This window comes from Streptomyces sp. NPDC006610, assembly GCF_040611575.1.
GTDB lineage: Bacteria > Actinomycetota > Actinomycetes > Streptomycetales > Streptomycetaceae > Streptomyces.
The window spans coordinates 120,777-142,086 of sequence record NZ_JBEXOP010000008.1; the positions used below are offsets into that span (position 1 = coordinate 120,777).

Annotated in this window: 17 protein-coding genes and 1 riboswitch; of the genes, 15 read left to right on the forward strand and 2 right to left on the reverse strand. The window is 72.6% G+C overall.

The genetic code is table 11. The features are described from left to right. Nucleotides 1-20 precede the first annotated feature (20 nt). Nucleotides 21-3,554, forward strand: a complete 3,534-nt coding sequence (gene mfd / locus ABZY13_RS09125; RefSeq protein WP_356628347.1) for a transcription-repair coupling factor — start codon at nt 21-23, stop codon at nt 3,552-3,554. A gap of 189 nt (nt 3,555-3,743) precedes the next feature. Here mfd and ABZY13_RS09130 read toward each other — a convergent pair whose 3' ends face one another. After that, nucleotides 3,744-3,929, reverse strand: coding sequence for an antitoxin (locus tag ABZY13_RS09130; RefSeq protein ID WP_356628349.1), 186 nt, complete (start codon nt 3,927-3,929; stop codon nt 3,744-3,746). Between the two features lie 149 nt (nt 3,930-4,078). Between ABZY13_RS09130 and ABZY13_RS09135 the strand changes: the two genes are divergently transcribed. Then, nucleotides 4,079-4,810: an HNH endonuclease family protein gene (locus tag ABZY13_RS09135; RefSeq protein ID WP_356628351.1), complete on the forward strand. Its 732-nt coding sequence runs from the start codon at nt 4,079-4,081 to the stop codon at nt 4,808-4,810. A gap of 193 nt (nt 4,811-5,003) precedes the next feature. Then, nucleotides 5,004-5,687 (forward strand): GNAT family N-acetyltransferase, encoded by a 684-nt coding sequence (locus tag ABZY13_RS09140; protein WP_356628519.1) that lies wholly within the window; start codon nt 5,004-5,006, stop codon nt 5,685-5,687. Between the two features lie 9 nt (nt 5,688-5,696). On the opposite strand, the gene ABZY13_RS09145 is transcribed toward ABZY13_RS09140, so the two are convergent. Then, nucleotides 5,697-6,509 carry a hypothetical protein gene (locus ABZY13_RS09145; protein WP_356628353.1) on the reverse strand — a complete coding sequence of 271 codons (813 nt, stop codon included), beginning with the start codon at nt 6,507-6,509 and terminating at the stop codon, nt 5,697-5,699. Between the two features lie 217 nt (nt 6,510-6,726). On the opposite strand from ABZY13_RS09145, the gene ABZY13_RS09150 reads away from it, so the two are divergent. From ABZY13_RS09150 to ABZY13_RS09205, 12 genes are all read left to right on the forward strand, one after another. Beyond that, the gene (locus ABZY13_RS09150; protein ID WP_356628355.1) at nt 6,727-8,865 is read left to right on the forward strand and encodes an N-6 DNA methylase; all 2,139 of its coding nucleotides are present in this window, start codon (nt 6,727-6,729) and stop codon (nt 8,863-8,865) included. 194 nt (nt 8,866-9,059) lie between these two features. Next, a complete protein-coding gene (locus tag ABZY13_RS09155; RefSeq protein ID WP_356628357.1) occupies nt 9,060-9,716 on the forward strand; it encodes a hypothetical protein in 657 nt (218 codons plus the stop codon). A gap of 38 nt (nt 9,717-9,754) precedes the next feature. Then, entirely contained in the window at nt 9,755-11,245 is a 1,491-nt protein-coding gene (locus ABZY13_RS09160) for a serine/threonine-protein kinase (protein ID WP_356628521.1), read from the forward strand. Nucleotides 11,246-11,507: 262 nt separating this feature from the next. Next, nucleotides 11,508-12,155 (forward strand): SurA N-terminal domain-containing protein, encoded by a 648-nt coding sequence (locus ABZY13_RS09165; protein WP_356628359.1) that lies wholly within the window; start codon nt 11,508-11,510, stop codon nt 12,153-12,155. A gap of 183 nt (nt 12,156-12,338) precedes the next feature. Beyond that, nucleotides 12,339-13,376, forward strand: a complete 1,038-nt coding sequence (locus ABZY13_RS09170; RefSeq protein ID WP_356628361.1) for a nucleoside triphosphate pyrophosphohydrolase — start codon at nt 12,339-12,341, stop codon at nt 13,374-13,376. 20 nt (nt 13,377-13,396) lie between these two features. Then, nucleotides 13,397-14,689 carry a cytochrome P450 gene (locus ABZY13_RS09175; RefSeq protein ID WP_356628363.1) on the forward strand — a complete coding sequence of 431 codons (1,293 nt, stop codon included), beginning with the start codon at nt 13,397-13,399 and terminating at the stop codon, nt 14,687-14,689. 250 nt (nt 14,690-14,939) lie between these two features. Then, nucleotides 14,940-16,001: a transglycosylase family protein gene (locus ABZY13_RS09180; RefSeq protein ID WP_356628365.1), complete on the forward strand. Its 1,062-nt coding sequence runs from the start codon at nt 14,940-14,942 to the stop codon at nt 15,999-16,001. Nucleotides 16,002-16,183: 182 nt separating this feature from the next. Then, nucleotides 16,184-16,351: riboswitch (cyclic di-AMP (ydaO/yuaA leader) on the forward strand. 3 nt (nt 16,352-16,354) lie between these two features. Beyond that, nucleotides 16,355-17,095, forward strand: a complete 741-nt coding sequence (locus ABZY13_RS09185) for a transglycosylase family protein (RefSeq protein WP_356628367.1) — start codon at nt 16,355-16,357, stop codon at nt 17,093-17,095. A 477-nt stretch (nt 17,096-17,572) separates the two neighbouring features. Then, nucleotides 17,573-18,853: a phosphopyruvate hydratase gene (eno, locus tag ABZY13_RS09190; protein WP_356628369.1), complete on the forward strand. Its 1,281-nt coding sequence runs from the start codon at nt 17,573-17,575 to the stop codon at nt 18,851-18,853. A 113-nt stretch (nt 18,854-18,966) separates the two neighbouring features. After that, nucleotides 18,967-19,440, forward strand: coding sequence for a septum formation initiator family protein (locus tag ABZY13_RS09195; protein WP_356628371.1), 474 nt, complete (start codon nt 18,967-18,969; stop codon nt 19,438-19,440). A gap of 28 nt (nt 19,441-19,468) precedes the next feature. Then, a complete protein-coding gene (locus tag ABZY13_RS09200) occupies nt 19,469-20,053 on the forward strand; it encodes a DUF501 domain-containing protein (protein WP_356628373.1) in 585 nt (194 codons plus the stop codon). Next, nucleotides 20,050-20,991, forward strand: a complete 942-nt coding sequence (locus ABZY13_RS09205; RefSeq protein WP_356628375.1) for a Ppx/GppA phosphatase family protein — start codon at nt 20,050-20,052, stop codon at nt 20,989-20,991. The genes ABZY13_RS09200 and ABZY13_RS09205 overlap by 4 nt, the downstream gene beginning before the upstream one ends. Nucleotides 20,992-21,310: the final 319 nt, after the last annotated feature.

Consider the following 21,310-nt stretch of genomic DNA (forward strand, 5'->3'; position numbering starts at 1 on the left):
CCAGGACGGAAAGCCCCTTCATGAGCCTGCACGGTCTGCTCGACGCCGTCGTCAAGGACACCGCCCTCGCACACGCGATCAAGGCGGCCTCCGACGGCAACCGGATGCACCTCGATCTGGTCGGCCCCCAGGCGGCCCGCCCCCTCGCCGTCGCCGCGCTGGCCCGTGAGAGCGGCCGCCCGGTGCTGGCGGTGACGGCCACCGGCCGCGAGGCCGAGGACCTCGCGGCGGCCCTGCGGTCGCTGCTGCCGCCGGAGGGCGTCGTGGAGTACCCCTCCTGGGAGACGCTGCCGCACGAGCGGCTCAGCCCCCGCAGCGACACCGTCGGCCGCCGGCTCGCCGTGCTGCGCCGCCTGGCCCACCCCCGCCCCGACGACCCCGAGACCGGCCCCGTCTCCGTCGTCGTCGCACCCGTACGGTCCGTGCTCCAGCCGCAGGTCAAGGGCCTGGGCGACCTGGAGCCGGTCGCGCTGCGCGCCGGGCAGACCGCCGATCTGAACCGGATCGTCGAGGCACTCGCCGCCGCCGCGTACGCACGCGTCGAACTGGTCGAGAAGCGCGGCGAGTTCGCCGTACGGGGCGGCATCCTCGACGTGTTCCCGCCCACCGAGGAACACCCCCTGCGCATCGAGTTCTGGGGCGACGACGTCGAGGAGATCCGCTACTTCAAGGTCGCCGACCAGCGCTCCCTGGAGGTCGCCGAGCACGGCCTGTGGGCGCCGCCCTGCCGCGAGCTGCTCCTCACCGACCAGGTCCGCGAGCGCGCCGCCGCCCTCGCCGAGGCCCACCCCGAACTCGGCGAACTCCTCGGCAAGATCGCCGAGGGCATCGCCGTCGAGGGCATGGAGTCCCTCGCGCCCGTCCTGGTCGACGACATGGAGCTGCTGCTCGACGTGCTGCCCAAGGGCTCCATGGCCGTCGTCTGCGACCCGGAGCGGGTGCGCACGAGGGCCGCCGACCTGGTGGCGACCTCGCAGGAGTTCCTCCAGGCGTCCTGGGCGGCCACCGCCGGCGGGGGCGAGGCGCCCATCGACGTCGGCGCGGCCTCCCTGTGGTCCATCGCCGACGTCCGCGAACGCGCCCGCGAGCTGGACATGATGTGGTGGTCGGTGTCGCCGTTCGCCGCCGACGCCGAGCTGGACGCCGACACCCTCAAGCTCGGCATGCACGCCCCCGACACCTACCGCGGCGACACCGCCAAGGCGCTCGCCGACACCAAGGGCTGGCTCGCCGACGGCTGGCGCACCGTCTTCGTCACCGAGGCCCACGGCCCGGCCGCCCGCACCGTCGAGGTCCTCGGCGGCGAGGGCGTCGCCGCGCGCCTCGACGCCGACCTGCGCGAGATCACCCCGTCCGTCGTCCACGTGGCGTGCGGCTCCATCGAGCACGGCTTCGTCGACCCGGCGCTCAAACTGGCGGTCCTGACCGAGACCGACCTGTCCGGCCAGCGCGCCGCCGGCCGCGAGGGCGCCCGGATGCCCGCCCGCCGCCGCAAGACCATCGACCCGCTCACCCTGGAGGCGGGCGACTACATCGTCCACGAGCAGCACGGCGTCGGCCGCTACATCGAGATGGTCCAGCGCACCGTGCAGGGCGCCACCCGCGAGTACCTCGTCGTGGAGTACGCCCCCGCCAAGCGCGGCCAGCCGGGCGACCGCCTCTACATCCCCACCGACCAGCTGGAACAGATCACCAAGTACGTCGGCGGCGAGGCCCCGACCCTGCACCGGCTCGGCGGCGCCGACTGGACCAAGACCAAGGCGCGCGCCAAGAAGGCCGTCAAGGAGATCGCCGCCGACCTGATCAAGCTGTACAGCGCCCGCATGGCCGCCCCCGGGCACGCCTTCGGCGCCGACACGCCCTGGCAGCGCGAGCTGGAGGACGCCTTCCCCTACGCGGAGACGCCCGACCAGCTCACCACCATCGCCGAGGTCAAGGAGGACATGGAGAAGTCCGTCCCCATGGACCGCCTGGTCTGCGGCGACGTCGGCTACGGCAAGACCGAGATCGCCGTGCGCGCCGCCTTCAAGGCCGTCCAGGACGGCAAGCAGGTGGCGGTGCTGGTGCCGACGACGCTGCTGGTGCAGCAGCACTTCGGCACGTTCAGCGAGCGCTACGCGCAGTTCCCGGTCACCGTGAAGGCGCTGTCCCGGTTCCAGACGGACACCGAGGCCAAGGCGGTCCTGGAGGGCCTGCGCGAGGGCTCGGTCGACGTCGTCATCGGCACGCACCGGTTGTTCTCCTCGGAGACCAGGTTCAAGGACCTCGGCCTGGTCATCGTGGACGAGGAGCAGCGCTTCGGCGTCGAGCACAAGGAGCAGCTGAAGAAGCTGCGGGCCAACGTCGACGTGCTGACGATGTCCGCCACCCCCATTCCGCGCACCCTGGAGATGGCGGTGACCGGCATCCGCGAGATGTCGACCATCACCACGCCCCCGGAGGAGCGCCACCCCGTCCTCACCTTCGTCGGCCCCTACGAGGAGAAGCAGATCGGCGCAGCGATCCGCCGCGAACTCCTGCGCGAGGGCCAGGTGTTCTACATCCACAACCGCGTCGAGTCCATCGACCGCGCGGCGGCCCGGCTGCGCGAGATCGTCCCCGAGGCGCGCATCGCCACCGCTCACGGCCAGATGTCCGAGTCGGCGCAGGAGCAGGTCGTGGTCGACTTCTGGGAGAAGCGGTTCGACGTCCTCGTCTCCACGACGATCGTCGAGTCCGGCATCGACATCTCCAACGCCAACACCCTGATCGTGGAGCGCGGCGACACCTTCGGCCTGTCCCAGCTGCACCAGCTGCGCGGCCGCGTGGGCCGGGGCCGCGAGCGCGGGTACGCGTACTTCCTGTACCCGCCGGAGAAGCCGCTGACCGAGACCGCCCACGAACGGCTGGCGACCATCGCCCAGCACACCGAGATGGGCGCGGGCATGTACGTCGCCATGAAGGACCTGGAGATCCGCGGCGCCGGCAACCTCCTCGGCGGCGAGCAGTCCGGCCACATCGCGGGCGTCGGCTTCGACCTGTACGTGCGGATGGTCGGCGAGGCGGTCGCGGACTACCGGCGCCAGCTGGAGACGGGGGAGATCGAGGAGGAGCCGCCGCTCGAGGTCAAGATCGAGCTGCCGGTCGACGCGCACGTCCCGCACGACTACGCGCCGGGCGAGCGGCTGCGGCTGCAGGCCTACCGCTCCATCGCCTCCGCCAACTCCGAGGAGGACATCAGGGCCGTACGCGAGGAACTCGTCGACCGCTACGGCAAGCTGCCCGAGCCCGTGGAGAACCTGCTGCTGGTGGCCGGGCTGCGGATGCTGGCGCGGGCCTGCGGCGTCGGCGAGGTCGTGCTCCAGGGCAGCAACATCCGGTTCGCGCCGGTGGAGTTGCGCGAGTCGCAGGAGCTGCGGCTGAAGCGGCTGTACCCGGGCTCGGTGATCAAACCGGCGGCGCACCAGGTCCTCGTACCGCGCCCGAAGACCGCGAAGGTCGGCGGCAAGCCGCTGGTCGGGCGGGAACTGCTGGGCTGGGTGGGGGAGTTCCTGACGTCCGTGCCGGGGTCGTAGACGCGGGCGCGGCGTCCCTGCTGGGGGCGCGGGCGCCGGCGTCCCTGCTGGGGGCGTGGACGCGGGCGTCCGTGGCGGTGGCCTGGGCGCGGGCGCGGATCCGGCTGTCGTCGTGGGCGAACGGAAGCCGCCCGTCACGGACCGGCCGTGCGGGCGGCTTCGTCGTGCGCGGAGCTTCGTTCTCCGGCCTTACTGCTGCTGATCGGGCTTGTCGCGGTCCACGCCGTACCGCCCCTCGATCTTCTGCTGGGCGGTGTCGACCTGGTCCTGGTACTTGTTGCCGGTCCTCTGGTTGACCTGCTTCTCCGCGGCGTCGGACAGCTTCCTGGTCCTGTCCGGCGTCATCTTGCCCTTCAGCTTGTCGAAGATGCCCATGCGCAGCTCCTTCCGGAGGTGATCCTCCACCGACGATACGCCGGATGTGGGGGGAATGCCGATTTCGCCCCAGTGTGGTCTGGACCTCTCGGCGGCTACGGTGGCGGCAGCCGGACGGGCCGGCGGGACGGTGTGAGGGAGGACGCGGCGTGAGGCGTCTCAGGGGCGGGACGGCGGTCGCCGCGGTGACGGCGGCGCTGGTCGTGGCGGCCGGCTGCACGGAGGGGACCACCGGCTTCGGCGGACCGGAGGGGACGCAGAGTCCCGGGAGCGGGGGAGCGGCCCTCGCGGCGGCCCGGGTCCTGCCCGTGAAGGGGCGCGCCCCGAAGACCGGCTACGACCGGGACCGCTTCGGCAGCCCGTGGGCCGACACCGACTCCAACAGCTGCGGAACCCGCGACGACATACTCCGCCGCGACCTCGACGACGTCGAGTTCGGCGACGGCGAGGAGTGCGAGGTGTCCTCCGGCACCCTGGACCCCGACCCGTACACCGGCAAGGACGTCGCCTTCGTGCGGGGGCGCAGCCGCGTGGACATCGACCATGTCGTCGCACTGTCCGACGCCTGGCAGAAGGGCGCCGGGCAGTGGGAGCCGAGCAAGCGCATCGCCTTCGCCAACGACCCCCTCAACCTCGTCGCCGTCGACGCGGGCGCCAACCGGTCCAAGGGCGACGGCGACACGGCGACCTGGCTGCCGCCGAACAAGTCGTACCGGTGCCGGTACGTCGCCACGCAGGTCGCCGTGAAGAAGAAGTACGGGCTCTGGGTCACCGCCGCCGAGAAGGCCGCGATGACCAGGGTGCTGTCCGGCTGTCCCGGGCAGCGGCTGCCAGACGGGGGCTCGCCGACGAAGGCGCCGTCGCGGTTCCGGGCGGACTGAGCGCGGGCGGGCCGGTCGTGCCGGCTATTCGGTCGCGGAGCGCGGGCGAGCCGCCTACCTTGGCCGCGTGAGCCGGGGTGTCCGGCATGACCGGGGTATGGGTGTGACTGAGGTGGTTGGGGTGTCCGGCGTGACCGGCGTGACGGTGGCGAGCCTGGCCGAGCGGCCCGAGGCGCTGGAGCGGGTGACCGGCATGGCCGACAGCTGGCCGCCGTTCGTCGTCAACGACCTCGTCGGCAACGCGCACTACGGCCGGATCGCCACCGAACTCCCGCAGTACGTGCTGTTCGCCGAGGACGAGAACGGCGACGTCGTCGCCCACGCCTACAGCGTCCCCTTCGCCCTCGGCGCCGACGGCCGCGGCGGACTCCCCGCACGGGGCTGGGACCAGGTCCTCGTCTGGGCCTTCTCCGACCTGCGCCGCGGTGTCCGGCCCGACACCGTCAGCGCCATCTCCGTCGTCGTCGCCCCGCACGCCCAGGGGCGCGGCCTGTCCGCCCTGATGCTCACCGCCCTGCGCGACAATGCCCGGGCCCTCGGTTTCCGCGAGGTCGTCGCCCCGGTGCGGCCCAGCGCCAAGCACCTGGAACCCCGCACCCCCATGGAGGAGTACGCGCGCCGGCTGCGCCCCGACGGGCTGCCGTACGACCCCTGGCTGCGCGTCCACGCCCGCGCCGGCGCCACCCTGGACTCGGTCGCGCCGGCGTCGATGACCGTGACCGCCTCGCTGGAGGACTGGCGCGGCTGGACCGGGCTGCCCTTCGACGCCGCCGGCGAGGTGGAGGTGCCGGGGGCGCTGGCGCCGGTACGGTGCGAGCCGGAGCGGGGGTACGCGGTGTACGTCGAGCCGAACGTGTGGATGCGCCACCGGCTGTGACGGCGCGTCTCAGGCGGCGAGGTCGTCCAGGTCGATGATCTCGCCCGCGGGCTCGCGGGCCGGGACCGGCTTCTCGTAGTCGCGGAAGGCGAGAGTGCTCGGGTCGGCGGTGGAGGTGCTGTCGACGCGCAGCAGATAGGGCTCCTCCTCGGTGGCGACGTACAGCGTGTAACGGTCGGCGCCGTTCTTCTCGGTCAGCGTGATCGCGGGCGTGCCGTCGACGGTGGTGGTCTCACCGCGCTCGGCGGCGGAGTGCACGTCCTCGGCGCCGCCGAGCAGGGTGTTCAGGTCGCAGAAGGCGGTCATCTCGGCGGCGTCGTCGCCCGTCGCGGAGGTCTTCGCCCACTTCCCGGCCAGCAGGTCGACCACCGCGTCGGTCTCCGCCTCGTCCTGGCCCTCGCCCTGCGCGCGCAGGAAGGCCTCGTCGTACCGCAGGTAGATCGTGTCGCCGGTCTTGATCAGGTCGGCCTTGCCGCCGTCCATGCTCAGGGTGCCTGCGCACTCGTTCTGCTTGTTGAGGGCCATGTCCAGCCCGATCGTGCCACCGCTCGCCTCGTCGGGGACGTCGCCCGTCACGCGCAGCGAGGAGGCGCCGGTCGTGGCCTCGACGGCACGGTTGGCGATCTGGCCGCCGGTGAGGCCGGGGAAGGGCTCGTCGGACCCGGACTTCGCGGACTTCTTGGACTTGCCGGAAGTGCTTGGGCTGCTGGTCTTGCCGGACTTGCTCGACTTGTCGGCCTTGCCCTCGCTCGACAGGCAGCCGGTGGCGCCGAGGGCGGTGGCGGTGATGAGGCAGAGGGCGGCGATGGCGGTGCGGCGCATGAGGGCTCCTTGGAGGCATGGCGGGGGTTGAAGGCGGGCTCCGTTGCGTGCTCGCTCGGCGGGCCGCCCGTTCGGTGCGTCAATAAGATCAGAGCCTGTGAACCGAGTCAACACGATTCACGCGTCAAGGTCAGTACACGGCTGTGAAGGCTTCGAGTACGCGCTCGCCGCTATGCTCGGCGCACAGGCAGCACACGGGACGAGGGGAGCCAGGCGCGTGCAGGACAACGCCACAGAGGTGACCGCCGCCGGGATCGCCCGGCTCGCCGGCGTGGGACGCGCCGCCGTCAGCAACTGGCGCCGCCGTCACGCCGACTTCCCCAAGCCCGTCGGCGGCACCGAGACCAGCCCCGCCTTCCCGCTGGCCGAGGTCGAGGCATGGCTCCGCAAGCAGGGCAAACTCGCCGAGGTTCCTCTGCGCGAACGCGTCTGGCAGCAGGTCGCCGGGCATCCCGGAGGCCCGGTCACCGCGCTCACCCACGCAGGCTGCGTGCTGCTGCTCATCCACGACCGGCCCACGGTGTGGCTGGAGGTGAGCGGCGGCTCCGACGAACGGCTCGCCGCGCTGCTGCCGGGTGCGCTGGAGCAGGTGATCGTGCCCCGGTTCGGCGGCGACCGCGTTCACACGGGAGCGGCGGGGCGCGGGGCGGAAGCTGTGAACTCCCGGCCCACTGTGAACCCAGTGCCGCCCGTTTCCGTAGAGGCTCCCCGGACCGGCTGGTCCGTCCCGGCCCCGTCCGTTCACACCCCCACCGGCCCCGACCTCCTCCCCTCTGCCCCCCTCCTCCGCGGCGCCGCCGAGCTGGCCGCCGACGTGGGCGCCCGGCAGGCGTTCGAGTTCCTGCTCGGCCGCCACCTCGACGCCAACCCCCGCCAGTACACGCTCACCCCGGTCGACCTGGCCCGCCTCATGGCCGAGCTGACCGGACCCGCCCGCACCGTCCTCGACCCCGCCTGCGGCGCCGGCACCCTGTTGCGAGCCGTCGAAGCCCGCCCCGGCCAGCAGGTGTACGCCCAGGACAACGCCCCCGACCTCGCCGCGCTCACCGCGCTCCGCCTCGCGCTGCACGGCAGGGCCACCGTCCGGGCCGCCGCCGGGGACGCCCTGCGCGCCGACGCCCACCCCGACCTGCGCGCCGACGCCGTCCTGTGCCATCCCCCGTTCAACGAGCGCAACTGGGGGCACGACGAACTGGCGTACGACCCGCGCTGGGAGTACGGCTTCCCCGCGCGCACCGAGTCCGAGCTGGCCTGGGTGCAGCACGCGCTCGCCCGGCTCCGGGACGGCGGTACGGCCGTCCTGCTGATGCCGCCCGCCGTCGCCTCCCGGCGCTCGGGCCGCCGTATCCGCGCCGACCTGCTGCGCCGCGGCGCGTTGCGGGCCGTCGTCGCGCTGCCGGTGGGCGCGGCCCCGCCGTACAACATCCCGCTCCACCTATGGGTGCTGCGCCGGCCCGAGAAGGCGCCCGCGCAGCCCGAGGTGCTGCTCGTGGACACGGGGCGGTTCGCCGCCGACGGGCGCGGCGGACCGGACTGGCGGGGAGTGCGCGACGCGGTGATGCACGCCTGGCGGCCGTTCGACCGGGACGGCACGCTTCCCGAGCAGCCGGGGCTGGCGCGTTCCGTGCCCGTGATCGATCTCCTCGACGACGACGTGGACTTCGCGCCCGCCCGGCATCTGCCGCTGCCGGCGGCCGACGGCGTCACCCAGCTCACGGAGATGCGCGAGCGCCTCGGCGAGACCCTGCGCCTGACCGCCGGTCTCACTCCGGCGCCCGCGCCGCTCACGCCGCCCGCGCGCTGGCCGCTCACCACCATCGGCGAACTCGCCCGCGCGGGCGCCCTCACGATGCGTACCGGCGGAAACGGCGGGCACGCGCGCGTACCCGTTCTCACCGACCACGACGTCCTCGCCGGAACCGCTCCCTCCGGGACGCTGCCCGAGAGCGACGAGGAAGCGGTGCTCCTCGCGGTCGGCGACGTCGTCGTGCCGGTGCTCGGGGGCGGCGCGGTGGCGCGCGTGATCGGCGACGGGACGGCGGGCGCGGCCCTGGGCCGCAACCTCGTGCTGCTGCGCCCCGACCCCGCGTCGCTCGACCCGTGGTTCCTCACCGGTTTCCTGCGCGGCACCGACAACCACCGCCAGGCCAGCAGCTACGCCTCCACCGCCACCCGGCTCGACGTCCGACGCCTGCAGCTGCCCCGCCTCCCGCTGGACGAGCAGCGGCGTTACGGCGCGCGCTTCCGCGCGCTGGACGAGTTCGAGAGCGCGCTGCGCGATGCGAGCCGACTGGGGGCGCGTCTCGCCCGCGGGATGTACGACGGCCTGACGGACGGGACCGTCGCGCCCGACTGAGAAAAGCCCCGGCATCCGTAAGTGATCAGTGCGACAACGGTTCGGTACAACCCGGGACGGGTTGTCGGTGTCGACCTATACGCTCGAAGCGACAATCTCACGACCGGCGTTGCCCGACGCCGGTTCGAACCCCGCACGCGTGCGCGCACCAGGCATCAGGAGCAGTCATGCATGGCCACGGCTATACGCAGCCGGTGAAGCAGCCGCCCCCGACGGCGTTGCTGGTCCTCCTGCGCGTGCTGTTCGTGGCGTTGGCCGTCTTCAGCCTCGGCCTCCTGACGTGGGTGATGCTGCTGCGTCTCGCGGCCGTCACGCGCAAGTCGCTCCACTGGGGCCTGTTCGTGGCCGTGCTGGCGATCGACATCCTCTCCCTGGTGCTGCTCGGCACCGAGCCCGGCGACGAGATCCACACCACGGGCGGCTGGACCGGCCTGATCCTGCTCCTGGGCACGCTCGTCGTGGTGATCGCGTACTACATCGCGGCCGAGGTGCGCCACTACCACGACGTCCGCTACGGCATCCCCGCCGGACGGGCGACGGCGTCGTACGGGTACCCGAACCCGGCCGCGACCGCCCCGTACACCACCGCGGCCACGGGCCCGCAGCCCGTCGTCCACCCGGCCCCGCCGCACACGCCGATACCCGGCCCGCCCCCGCCCGTCCCCGCGCAGCCCCACACCCCGATACCCGGGCCCGGCACGCCCGCGCACACCCCGCCGCCGCAGCGCCCCGCGCCCGCGCGCATCGACCAGGTGCGGGCCGAACTGGACGAGCTGAGCGACTACCTGCGCAAGCAGGGCGGCCAGGGTGGTCACAGCGGTCGGGGCGACGGCGGCGAGGGCGCGCGGTGACCGTGGCGGCGAAGCGCGTCGTCGCCGGCCGCTACGAACTGGCCACGCTGATCGGGCAGGGCGGCATGGGCCAGGTCTGGACGGCCTACGACCAGCGGCTCGACCGGCGCGTGGCGGTGAAGCTGCTGCGCCCCGACAAGGTGGCCGGCCAGGAGGCCGACGAGCTGCGCCGCCGTTTCGTGCGGGAGTGCCGGGTGACGGCCCAGGTGGACCACCCGGGGCTGGTGACCGTGCACGACGCGGGCAGCGACGGCGCGGAGCTGTTCCTCGTCATGCAGTACGTCGACGGGGCCGACCTCTCCGACCACCTCGCCGAGCACGACCCCTACCCCTGGCCGTGGGCGGTGGCGGTCGCCGCGCAGCTGTGCGCCGTACTGAGCGCCGTGCACGCCGTGCCGATCGTCCACCGGGACCTCAAGCCGCGGAACGTCATGGTGAAGCAGGACGGCACCGTCACGGTCCTCGACCTCGGCGTCGCCTCCGTCATGGACACCGACACCACCCGCCTGACGCACACCGGCTCGCCCATCGGCTCCCCCGCCTACATGGCCCCCGAGCAGGCGATGGGCGGCGCGGTCGGCCCGTACACCGACCTGTACGCGCTCGGCGTGCTCATGCACGAACTGCTCAGCGGCGACGTCCCATTCGCGGGCTCCACGGCGCTCGGGGTGCTGCACCGGCACCTGTACGAGGCGCCGGTGCCCGTGCGCCGGCTGCGCCCCGAGGTGCCCGAGGCGCTGGAATCCCTCGTGCTGCGCCTGCTCGCCAAGGACCCGCAGCACCGGCCCGGCTCCGCGCAGGAGGTCTACGAGGAACTGGCGCTGCTGCTGCCCGCGCGCGGGATGCCCTCCGGCGCGCCCCTCGACCCGACCCGCCCCTTCCTGCGCCCGCACGCCCCCTGGCCGGACCGCGCCCGGACGCCCGCGCCCCAGCCCGCCCCGGCCACACCGGCTCCGGAGACGGCCGAGAAGCCGGACGTGGCCCGCGCGGTCGACGAGGTGAAGCGGCTGCTCGGCGAGGGACGTATCACCCAGGCCGTCGACATCCTGGGCGCGATCCTCCCCACGGCCGCCGATCAGCACGGCGAAAACTCCCCGGTCGTACGCACCCTGCGCAAGCAGTACGCGGCCACGCTCATGGACGACGGCCAGTACCGTCGCGCGCTGCCCGAACTGCGCCGCCTGGCCGACGAGCGCGCCGCCGAGGCCGGACAGGCCGACCCGCAGTCGCTGCGCTACCGCTACGAGGTCGCGCAGTGCCTCGAACAGCTCGGTGAACCGGCGGCGGCGCTCGCCGAGTACCGGTCGCTGCTGCCGTACTACGAGAACCAGTACGTCTCCGGTGACCCCGAGCTGGCCCACGACGTCCGCCGCCGCATCGGGCATCTGCTGCTCGCCGTCGGCGACCGGGCCGCCGCGCAGGCCACTTTGGTGCGGCTGCTGCACGACGTGGAGACGCTGCACGGGCCCGGACATCCGCTCGCCGCGGAGGTGCGGCGGACGCTGCAGTGGCTGGGGCAGGTGCGCTGACCGCCGGAGGGGCGAACGGGCGCCTTCGGCGGGGGTGCCGTCGGCCGTGCGGGTCCTGCCGTGCGGGCGCCTGCCGCGCGAGGGCGCCTGGGGTGCGGCTGCCGACCGCGCGGGGAGCCCGTGGTGCGGGTGCGTGAGCCGTGGGTGCCTGAAGTCGCGGTGAATCGTTGGTCGAATGGGTTGGCCAAAGCCCGGCCGCTGCCTACCATCGATCACCGCAAGACTTTGTGCACCGTCGCACAATCTCCTCGGGAGGTTCCCCTTGCACCGCCGCCGTCGCACCGCGCTCCTCCTGTCCGCCGCGATCGCCGCGGCCCCGCTGCTGACCGCCTGCGGCAACGACGCGCACCCCGGTGCCGCGGCCGTGGTCGACGGCCGGCGGATCACCGTGGCGCAACTCGAGAACCGGGTCGACGAGGTGCGCGAGGCGCAGCGGGCGGCGGTGGGCGACGAGACGCAGTACGCGCAGATCGTCGCCAGGACCGGCACCCTCGCCCGCGACACCCTCCACAGCATGGTCCTGGACCAGGTCCTGCACCGCGCCGCCCGGGACGCGGGCATCACGGTCAGCCGCAAGGAGGTCCAGCAGATGCGCGCCGGCCTCGAACAGCAGGCGGGCGGCGCCAAGGGCCTGGAGACGACCTGGCTCCAGCAGTACGGGGTGCCTCCGGAGCGCCTGGACGAGAACCTGCGCCTGCAGCTGGAGGCGCAGAAGCTCGCCCGGCACCTGGGCACCGACACCGGCCAGCCGGCATTCTGGAAGGCCCTGTCCGAGGCATCCAAGAAGCTCGACGTGGACCTCAACCCGCGTTACGGCACCTGGGACGTGGAGAAGAGCAGCCGGGTGGACGCCAAGACGCCGTGGGTGCGCGAGGTGACGGCGGAGGCACCGCCGGAGCAGCCGGCGTAGGCGCGGCGGTACGGCTGCGGGCGGAGGCGTAGGCGGCGGGTACTGCGGGCCGGCCGCCGGCCGGGCGGCCGACGTGCAGGCGGTCGCGGGGTTCGGTGGCGTGCCAGGCTGTTCATCCGATGATCGCAGTGGTCGCTGTGGACAACTCGCGAGCGCCTCGCCGTGGTGGGTTACGTTCGGATCGTGAACGCAACCAGCTTCGAAGGCACCCCGGACACCGGTCCCGACCCCCGTTCCGCGCCCGGACGCATCGTCCTGCTCACCACCAGCCACCGCGTCGCCCCCGGGCTGCTCTCCTGGCCCGCGTGGCAGGCCCTGCACGCCGCCGACCAGGTGCTCTGCGCCGACGGGGCGCACCCGCAGCTGCCCTATCTGCGGGAGGCCGGGATAGCCGTCGCCGAGGCGGCCCCGACCGCCGAGGAACTGGTCGACGCGTGCGCCGACGGGCGCACGGTCGTGGTCGTCGCCACCGGCGAGGGCGAACCCGGGCTGACGGACGGACTGGCCCGGCTGGCCGGCGGCGGACGCGTGCGCATGCCGGAGCTGGAGCTGCTCCCCGCCTCCTACGACCTGCCCGGCGCCCGCCTCCTCGACCTCGTCCAGGTCATGGACCGCATCCGCGCCGAGTGCCCCTGGTCGTCCCGCCAGACCCACCAGGGGCTCGTGAAGCACGGCATCGAGGAGATGTACGAGCTGATCGAGGCGATCGAGGACGGCGACCGGGACGAACTCCGGGAAGAGCTGGGCGACGTCCTGCTCCAGGTCGTCTTCCACGCCCGGATAGCGGAGGAGGACCAGGACGCCCCCTTCTCCATCGACGACGTGGCGGGCACCATCGTCGCCAAGCTCATCCACCGCCACCCGCACGTCTTCGGCGACGCGACGGCCTCCACCCCCGAGGAGGTCAGAGAGCACTGGCTGCGCACCAAGGCCCAGGAGAAGCGGCGCACGTCGGTGACCGAGGGCATACCTCTGCACCAGCCCGGCCTCGCCCTCGCGGCCAAGCTCGCGTCCCGGGCGCGTACCGCGGGCCTCGACGTGCCGCTGCCGAAGGACGAGGGGATCGGCTACGAGCTGCTGGCGCTGGCGGCACGGGCCGAGGCGGAGGGCGTGGATCCGGAGACGGCGCTGCGCGCGGCGGCACGCGCGTACCGGGACGCGATCAGGGAGACGGAGGCCGCGGCGAGCACGGCGGCCGAGGAGCCCGGAAAGGAGTCTTAGCGGCCGGATAACGTCGACGGGTGACCAACCAGCCGCATTCCCGTCAGCACGCCGCCCCACCCGCGCCCGAACTCTTCACCTGGGAGTTCGCGACCGACCCCTACCCGGCGTACGCCTGGCTGCGCGAGCACGCGCCGGTGCACCGGACGCGGCTGCCCAGCGGGGTCGAGGCATGGCTGGTCACCCGGTATGCCGACGCGAGGCAGGCGCTGGCCGACCAGCGGTTGTCCAAGAACCCGGCCCACCACGACGAGCCCGCGCACGCGAAGGGCAAGACCGGCATCCCCGGTGAGCGCAAGGCCGAGCTGATGACCCATCTGCTCAACATCGACCCGCCGGACCACACCCGGTTGCGGCGGCTGGTGTCCAAGGCGTTCACCCCGAGCCGCGTCGCGGAGTTCGCGCCGCGCGTGCAGGAACTGACCGACCGGCTCATCGACGGGTTCGCCCGCACGGGGAGCGCGGACCTCATCCACGAGTTCGCCTTCCCGCTGCCCATCTACGCCATCTGCGACATGCTCGGCGTACCGCCCGAGGACCAGGACGACTTCCGGGACTGGGCGGGCATGATGATCCGTCACGGGGGCGGGCCGCGGGGCGGTGTCGCGCGGTCGGTGAAGAAGATGCGCGGCTACCTCGCCGAGCTCATCCACCGCAAGCGCGAGTCCCTGCCCGCGGAGCCGGCGCCCGGCGAGGACCTCATCTCCGGCCTGATCCGCGCCTGGGACCACGGTGAGCACCTCACCGAGAACGAGGCGGCGGCGATGGCGTTCATCCTGCTGTTCGCCGGGTTCGAGACCACCGTCAACCTCATCGGCAACGGCATGTACGCGCTGCTCACCCACCCCGTGCAGCGCGCCCGCCTCCAGCACTCCCTCGCGGCGGGCGAACGCGACCTGCTGGCCACCGGAGTGGAGGAACTGCTGCGCTACGACGGGCCGGTGGAGCTGGCCACCTGGCGTTTCGCGACCGAGCCTCTGACGATCGGCGGCCAGGACATCGCGCCCGGCGACCCGGTGCTCGTCGTCCTCGCGGCGGCGGACCGGGACCCGGAGCGGTTCACCGACCCCGACACGCTCGACCTCGCCCGGCGCGACAACCAGCACCTCGGTTACGGACACGGCATCCACTACTGCCTCGGCGCGCCGCTCGCCCGGCTGGAGGGCCGGACAGCGCTGGCCACGCTGCTGACCCGCCTCCCCGACCTGCGGCTCGGCGTCGACCCGGCAGAGCTGCGCTGGCGGGGTGGACTCATCATGCGCGGACTGCGCACGCTGCCGGTGGAGTTCACGCCCGAGCAAGGTCGTGCATAGCGGACTCTTCCGGACACCCGTGTCCCAAACCAAACATGACAGCCCTTCACATCTGTGATCTTCACGTGATCTGCGCGGCATGAACTTGTGACAAGTGATCGTCTGCCGATACGTTCACCCATCAACGTGGCGGCGGCGCATCACCCGCCGCGCGGGTCACTGCTGTCTCGGGAAAGGTCCCCGCATGCTCTCCGGGAACGGTCGTCACCGTCGCCCCCGCCAGGCCCCGGCACTCGTCGTCGCGGCCGGCGTGACCGGCTCCGCCATCGCCATCCCCCTGCTCGGCGCGACCGGCGCCAGTGCGGCGAGCGGTGCGACGTGGGACAAGGTCGCGGAGTGCGAGAGCGGCGGTTCCTGGAGCGCCGACACCGGCAACGGGTACTACGGCGGCCTGAACCTGTCGCAGGAGGACTGGGAGGCGTACGGCGGTCTCACCTACGCGTCGCGACCGGATCAGGCCAGCCGTTCCCAGCAGATAGCCGTCGCCGAACGGCTGCTCGCGGACCGGGGCGCCGAGGCGTGGGCCAGTTGCGGCATCCTCGTCGGTCTCGACCAGGACGACAGTGAGGCGGGCGTCGACACGGGGGTGGCCGGCGACGCGGCGTCGAGCACGCCGGACGGCGTCCTCAACCCGCCCGGATTGTCCAACTCCTCCGGTTCTTCCGCCTCAGTGGGCGGGAAGTCGGGTGCGAAGTCGAGCACGAGCCCGACCGAATCGGCGGGCGCGGGGAAGTCGGCCGAATCCGACCGATCCGGCGAATCCGATGAATCCCCTGGAACTGAATCGACGGATTCGGGTCGGGCGACGGCGTCCGAGACCGGAACCGGAGCCGGGGCCGGCCGGGAGACGGGCGCACCCTCCGCCTCCGTCTCCACTTCCCCCTCTGCACCCGAATCACCCGATAGCGGCACGGATGTGTCGGAATCTGCAGACTCCGACACTCTCGCCAAAACCCCCGAAAGTGTCGGCTCTTCCAGTCTCATCGACACCGGCATCGCCGACGCGGGCTCGGGGACCGGCCGTCATCGCGGCTCCAGCGCGCAGGAGGACGTCCTCGACGACCGCGAGGCCGGGTCCTCCGGCTCCTCGGGGCGGCACGCCTCGCGGGGCGGGTCGGCGGAGCGGGCGGCCGCCGACGGGTCGTACACGGTGCGCGAGGGCGACAGCCTCTGGGGCATCGCCGACTCTCTTGAGGTCGACGGCGGATGGTCCGCGCTCTACTCGGAGAACAAGGACGCCGTCGGCGCCGACCCGGACCTCATCCTTCCCGGTCAGACCCTGGATGTCGGGGTCGAAACGGTCGAAAAGTAGCGGGAGTTCACGTCACGGTTCGGGCTGATTGTCCGTTTTGGAATCAGTGTGGGATGAGTCTCAGAAGCCCTGATCGTCTTTGAAATTCCGCCGATCGCGTGTCTACGGTCGTGACCGCTCGCCAATGCGGGCCCCGGTAGCCGCAACGCCGAATCCTGCCAGCGGCCGTCCGGGAACAGTCGTCGCGTCAAGCGCCGTAGGCAGGAGCGGGGGACCCAAGGTAGGCGCCGTTCCGGGCAGTTGAGCCCGGGGCGGCTAGGGGTGAAGCCGCGTCCCGTGAGGGACGCGGCCGGGCAACTCAACCGGCCCGAACCCGACAGCTCACCTCGCAGGCGTCGGTGAGGGGATCAACCATGCTGTTTTCCGGCAAGGGCAAGCACCGTCGTCCGACCGCCCTCCAGCGCTCCACTCGCGCCATCGCCATCGCCGGCGTGACCGGCGCCGCCGTCGCCGCTCCGCTGATGGCGTCCGGCACCGCCTCCGCCGCCACCGCCTCCGAGTGGGACGCCGTCGCCCAGTGCGAGTCCGGCGGCAACTGGTCCATCAACACCGGCAACGGCTACTACGGCGGCCTGCAGTTCTCGGCCTCCACCTGGGCCGCCTTCGGTGGCACGCAGTACGCCGCCACCGCCGACCAGGCCACCAAGGAGCAGCAGATCGCCATCGCCGAGAAGGTGCTGGCCGGCCAGGGCAAGGGCGCCTGGCCGCACTGCGGCACCGGCCTGTCGAACTCCGCCTACAACGGCGGCTCGGCCGGCACCTCCGGCGACGCCGGCAGCTCCACCGGTTCGAACGCGACGGGCTCGGCCGACACCGGCTCCTCCGAGGCCACCGCCCCGGCCCGCGAGACGGAGCAGCAGCCGGCCTCCCGTTCCGCCGACCGCCCGGCCGCCAAGAAGACCGTCACCACCCCGACCGGCAAGAAGGTCAAGAAGGGCGACGGCGAGTACAAGGTCGTCGAGGGCGACACCCTCAGCGAGATCGCCGCGGAGCACGACGTCAAGGGCGGCTGGGCGAAGCTGTTCAAGCTGAACAAGGACATCGTCGAGGACGCGGACGTCATCTACCCGGGCCAGCAGCTGCACCTCAAGTGACGGCCGGCGGCGAGGGGCGCGAAGTGACGGCGGGCGCCGAAGGGCTGAACTGACAGGCGGCGCGGAGCGCACTCACAGCACGCGCCGACCGACGCCGTCATCCTGAAAGCCCCCGGGCCTCCGGGCCTCCGGGCCTCCGGGCCTCCGGGCCTCCGGGCCCCCGGGCTGACGGCCACAGGCCCCAGCACCCCGGTCCCCCAGGACCCCCGCCCCCAGACCCCCGTGAGGGTTCCCCCCGTCCCCGCGGGCTCCCCGCCCCGGCGCGTTCTCCCCCGTACGCGCCGGGGCGGGGCTTTTTTCGGCCAGGCGTGCACGCAACCGTGCGCGGGACTTTTTGTTCCGTTCGGAAACAATTTACTCTCGGTTCCGTCCACGGGGTGGTCGACCGGCTGGCCGATCGCCCGGAGCCGGTTAGGCTCGTCTCGCAGAGCCACCGCGGCCCTGCGAAGCCGCGTCACATTGAAGAAGGAGATGCTCGTGCCGTCCATCGACGTCGTCGTAGCCCGGGAAATCCTGGACTCCCGAGGCAACCCCACGGTCGAGGTCGAGGTCGGCCTCGACGACGGCAGCACGGGTCGTGCCGCCGTTCCGTCCGGCGCCTCCACCGGCGCCTTCGAGGCCATCGAGCTCCGCGACGGCGACCCGAACCGCTACCAGGGCAAGGGCGTCGAGAAAGCCGTGCTGGCCGTCATCGAGCAGATCGGCCCCGAGCTGGTCGGCTACGACGCCACCGAGCAGCGCCTGATCGACCAGGCGATGTTCGACCTGGACGCCACCGACAACAAGGGCTCCCTCGGCGCCAACGCCATCCTCGGCGTCTCGCTCGCCGTCGCGCACGCCGCCTCCGAGGCCAGCGACCTGCCGCTGTTCCGCTACCTGGGCGGCCCGAACGCGCACCTGCTGCCCGTTCCGATGATGAACATCCTGAACGGCGGCTCGCACGCCGACTCCAACGTGGACATCCAGGAGTTCATGATCGCCCCGATCGGCGCGGAGTCCTTCTCCGAGGCGCTGCGCTGGGGCACCGAGGTCTACCACACCCTCAAGAAGGTGCTGAAGGGCAAGGGCCTGGCCACCGGCCTCGGCGACGAGGGCGGCTTCGCCCCGAACCTCGGCTCCAACCGCGAGGCCCTCGACCTCATCCTCGAGGCCATCAAGGAAGCCGGCTACACCCCCGGCGAGCAGATCGCCCTGGCGCTCGACGTCGCCGCGTCCGAGTTCTACAAGGACGGCACGTACACCTTCGAGGGCAAGGCGCGCTCCGCCGCCGAGATGACCGAGTACTACGCCGAGCTGGTCGAGGCGTACCCGCTGGTCTCCATCGAGGACCCGCTGTTCGAGGACGACTGGGAGGGCTGGAAGACCATCACCGAGAAGCTCGGTGACAAGGTCCAGCTCGTCGGCGACGACCTGTTCGTCACCAACCCGGAGCGTCTGGCCCGCGGCATCGAGGAGGGCGCCGCCAACGCCCTGCTGGTGAAGGTCAACCAGATCGGCTCGCTGACCGAGACCCTGGACGCCGTCGAGCTGGCCCAGCGCAACGGCTTCAAGTGCATGATGTCCCACCGCTCCGGCGAGACCGAGGACGTCACCATCGCCGACCTCGCCGTGGCCACCAACTGCGGCCAGATCAAGACCGGCGCCCCGGCCCGCTCCGAGCGCGTCGCCAAGTACAACCAGCTGCTGCGCATCGAGGAGATCCTCGACGACGCCGCGGTGTACGCCGGCCGCAGCGCGTTCCCGCGCTTCAAGGGCTGACCCGGCCGACCCGGCTGATCCGGCCGTAGAGGCAGCGTCGTCCGTACGTCCCCGTACTCGGTCCCGTACCGTGTGCGGGGACGTACGCGCGTGTGTGAAGGTGAGGCGGGGACATGGCCGTGAAGGACCGGGACCGGTTCTCCACCACGACCAGGCTCAAGCTGCTCGGCGAACAGACCGCGGCCCGGGTCTACCGCTCCCAGACCCGCCGCCAGGCCCGCCGCTCCCGGCTCACCGGCCGGGCCGCCCTGCTCGCCCTCGTCGTCTGCTCCCTGGTCGTGGCCCTCGCCTACCCGATAAGGCAGTACGTCGCCCAGCGCGCCGAGATCGCCGATCTGGAGCGCGAGCAGCGCCAGGCCCGCGAGCGCGTCGAACAGTTGCGCGACCTGAAGGCGCGCTGGCAGGACGACGCGTACGCGGAGCAGCGGATCCGGGAGCGGCTGCACCATGTGATGCCGGGGGAGACCGGGTACGTCGTGATCGACCCGGGCGCCGCCCGCCAGTCGCGCACCGACCACGGGGCGGCCGACCGCCCCTGGCACACGAACCTCTGGGAAGCGGTCGACAAGTCCGACGCCGCCCAGTGAACGCATAGAGGAAGACAGTCTCAGACGCATGGAAACGCCCCCGCCGTCCACCCCGCGCACCGAGCCCACCGACGCGGACGTGGAGGCCTTCAATCAGCAGCTCGGACGGCCCCCGCGCGGCCTGCGCGCCATCGCGCACCGCTGCCCCTGCGGCCAGCCGGACGTCGTGGAGACGGCCCCGCGGCTGCCCGACGGCACGCCCTTCCCGACGCTGTACTACCTGACGTGTCCGAAGGCCAACTCGGCCATCGGCACGCTGGAGGCCAACGGCGTGATGAAGGAGATGACGGAGCGGCTGGCCGCCGACCCGGAGCTGGCCGCCGCGTACCGGGCCGCCCACGAGGACTACGTCCGGCGGCGGGACGCGATCGAGGAGCTGAAGAACTTCCCCAGCGCCGGTGGCATGCCGGACCGGGTGAAGTGCCTGCACGTCCTGGTCGCCCACTCGCTGGCCGCGGGCCCCGGCGTCAACCCGCTGGGCGACGAGGCGCTGGCGATGCTGCCGCAGTGGTGGCGCAAGGGCGCCTGCGTGACGCTCCCCGGCACGGCGGCCGGCCGGACCGGGGAAGAGCCCGGACAGCCCACGGACGCGAGCGAGGAGACCGGCCGATGACCCGAGTGGCCGCCATCGACTGCGGTACGAACTCCATCCGTCTCCTCGTCGCCGACGCGGACCCGGCGACGGGCGAACTGGTCGACCTGGACCGACGGATGACGATCGTGCGGCTCGGCCAGGGCGTCGACCGCACCGGCCGGCTGGCGCCCGAGGCGCTGGAGCGGACCTTCGCGGCCTGCCGCGAGTACGCCGGGATCGTCAAGGCCCACGGGGCGGAGCGGCTGCGCTTCGTGGCGACCTCCGCCTCCCGCGACGCGGAGAACCGCGAGGACTTCGTGCGCGGCGTGCTGGACATCCTGGGCGTGGAGCCGGAGGTCATCACCGGGGACCAGGAGGCGGAGTTCTCCTTCACCGGCGCGACCAAGGAGCTGACGGGGCGTACGGATCTGGCGCTGCCGTTCCTGGTGGTGGACATCGGGGGCGGTTCCACCGAGTTCGTGGTGGGCGAGGAGCGGGTGCGCGCGGCGCGCTCCGTGGACGTCGGGTGCGTGCGGATGACGGAACGGCATCTGGTGCGGGACGGCGTGGTGAGCGACCCGCCGGCCGAGGAGCAGATCGCGGCGATGCGGGCGGACATCGAGGCCGCCCTCGACCTCGCGGAGGAGCGGGTTCCGCTGCGGGAGGCGCGCACCCTGGTCGGGCTGGCCGGCTCCGTCACGACGGTGTCGGCCATCGCGCAGAACCTGCCCGCGTACGACTCGGCGGCCATCCACCACTCCCGCGTCTCCCACGACACCGTCCGGGAGATCACCGACCGGCTGCTGCGCTCCACGCACGCCGAGCGCGCCGCCATCCCCTCCATGCACCCGGGGCGGGTGGACGTGATCGGCGCGGGGGCCCTCGTCCTGCTGTCGATCATGGAACGGATCGGCGCGGAGGAGGTCGTCGTCAGCGAGCACGACATCCTCGACGGGATCGGCTGGTCGTTGGCCTGACCGCCTGCGGGGTGCGGTACGCGTCCCGACGGTCGCCGGCCTCGACGACGAGGAGGACGTCCTCCTCGTCGTCAGCCGGCGCCGCCCCTCTAATTACTTGCGGGTATCTTCAAACTGAGCAGGCCGGACACCGTTTGAGCGCGCCCGGCGGGTGCTTCCTCACCTCCCGTTGACGCCCGCCGGGAAAAGTTCGTGAAGTTCTTCACAAGGAATTCGGTCCCCAAGGGGGATCATCGGCGGTCGTTGCGCCATTACGGGGCCCCACCAGGGCCGTAGAGGCTCTGGAGCGGGGATGGGGGAGGGGTCGCGCGGGGTCTGC

What these genes read in the sequence shown, in the direction of transcription:
- ABZY13_RS09130 (WP_356628349.1), bottom strand. Translation starts at nt 3,929, where the DNA reads ATGGGCATCTTCGACAAGCTGAAGGGCAAGATGACGCCGGACAGGACC.
- mfd (WP_356628347.1), top strand. Translation starts at nt 21, where the DNA reads ATGAGCCTGCACGGTCTGCTCGACGCCGTCGTCAAGGACACCGCCCTC.
- ABZY13_RS09205 (WP_356628375.1), top strand. Translation starts at nt 20,050, where the DNA reads ATGACCCGAGTGGCCGCCATCGACTGCGGTACGAACTCCATCCGTCTC.
- ABZY13_RS09140 (WP_356628519.1), top strand. Translation starts at nt 5,004, where the DNA reads ATGGCCGACAGCTGGCCGCCGTTCGTCGTCAACGACCTCGTCGGCAAC.
- ABZY13_RS09145 (WP_356628353.1), bottom strand. Translation starts at nt 6,509, where the DNA reads ATGCGCCGCACCGCCATCGCCGCCCTCTGCCTCATCACCGCCACCGCC.
- ABZY13_RS09195 (WP_356628371.1), top strand. Translation starts at nt 18,967, where the DNA reads ATGGCCGTGAAGGACCGGGACCGGTTCTCCACCACGACCAGGCTCAAG.
- ABZY13_RS09185 (WP_356628367.1), top strand. Translation starts at nt 16,355, where the DNA reads ATGCTGTTTTCCGGCAAGGGCAAGCACCGTCGTCCGACCGCCCTCCAG.
- ABZY13_RS09200 (WP_356628373.1), top strand. Translation starts at nt 19,469, where the DNA reads ATGGAAACGCCCCCGCCGTCCACCCCGCGCACCGAGCCCACCGACGCG.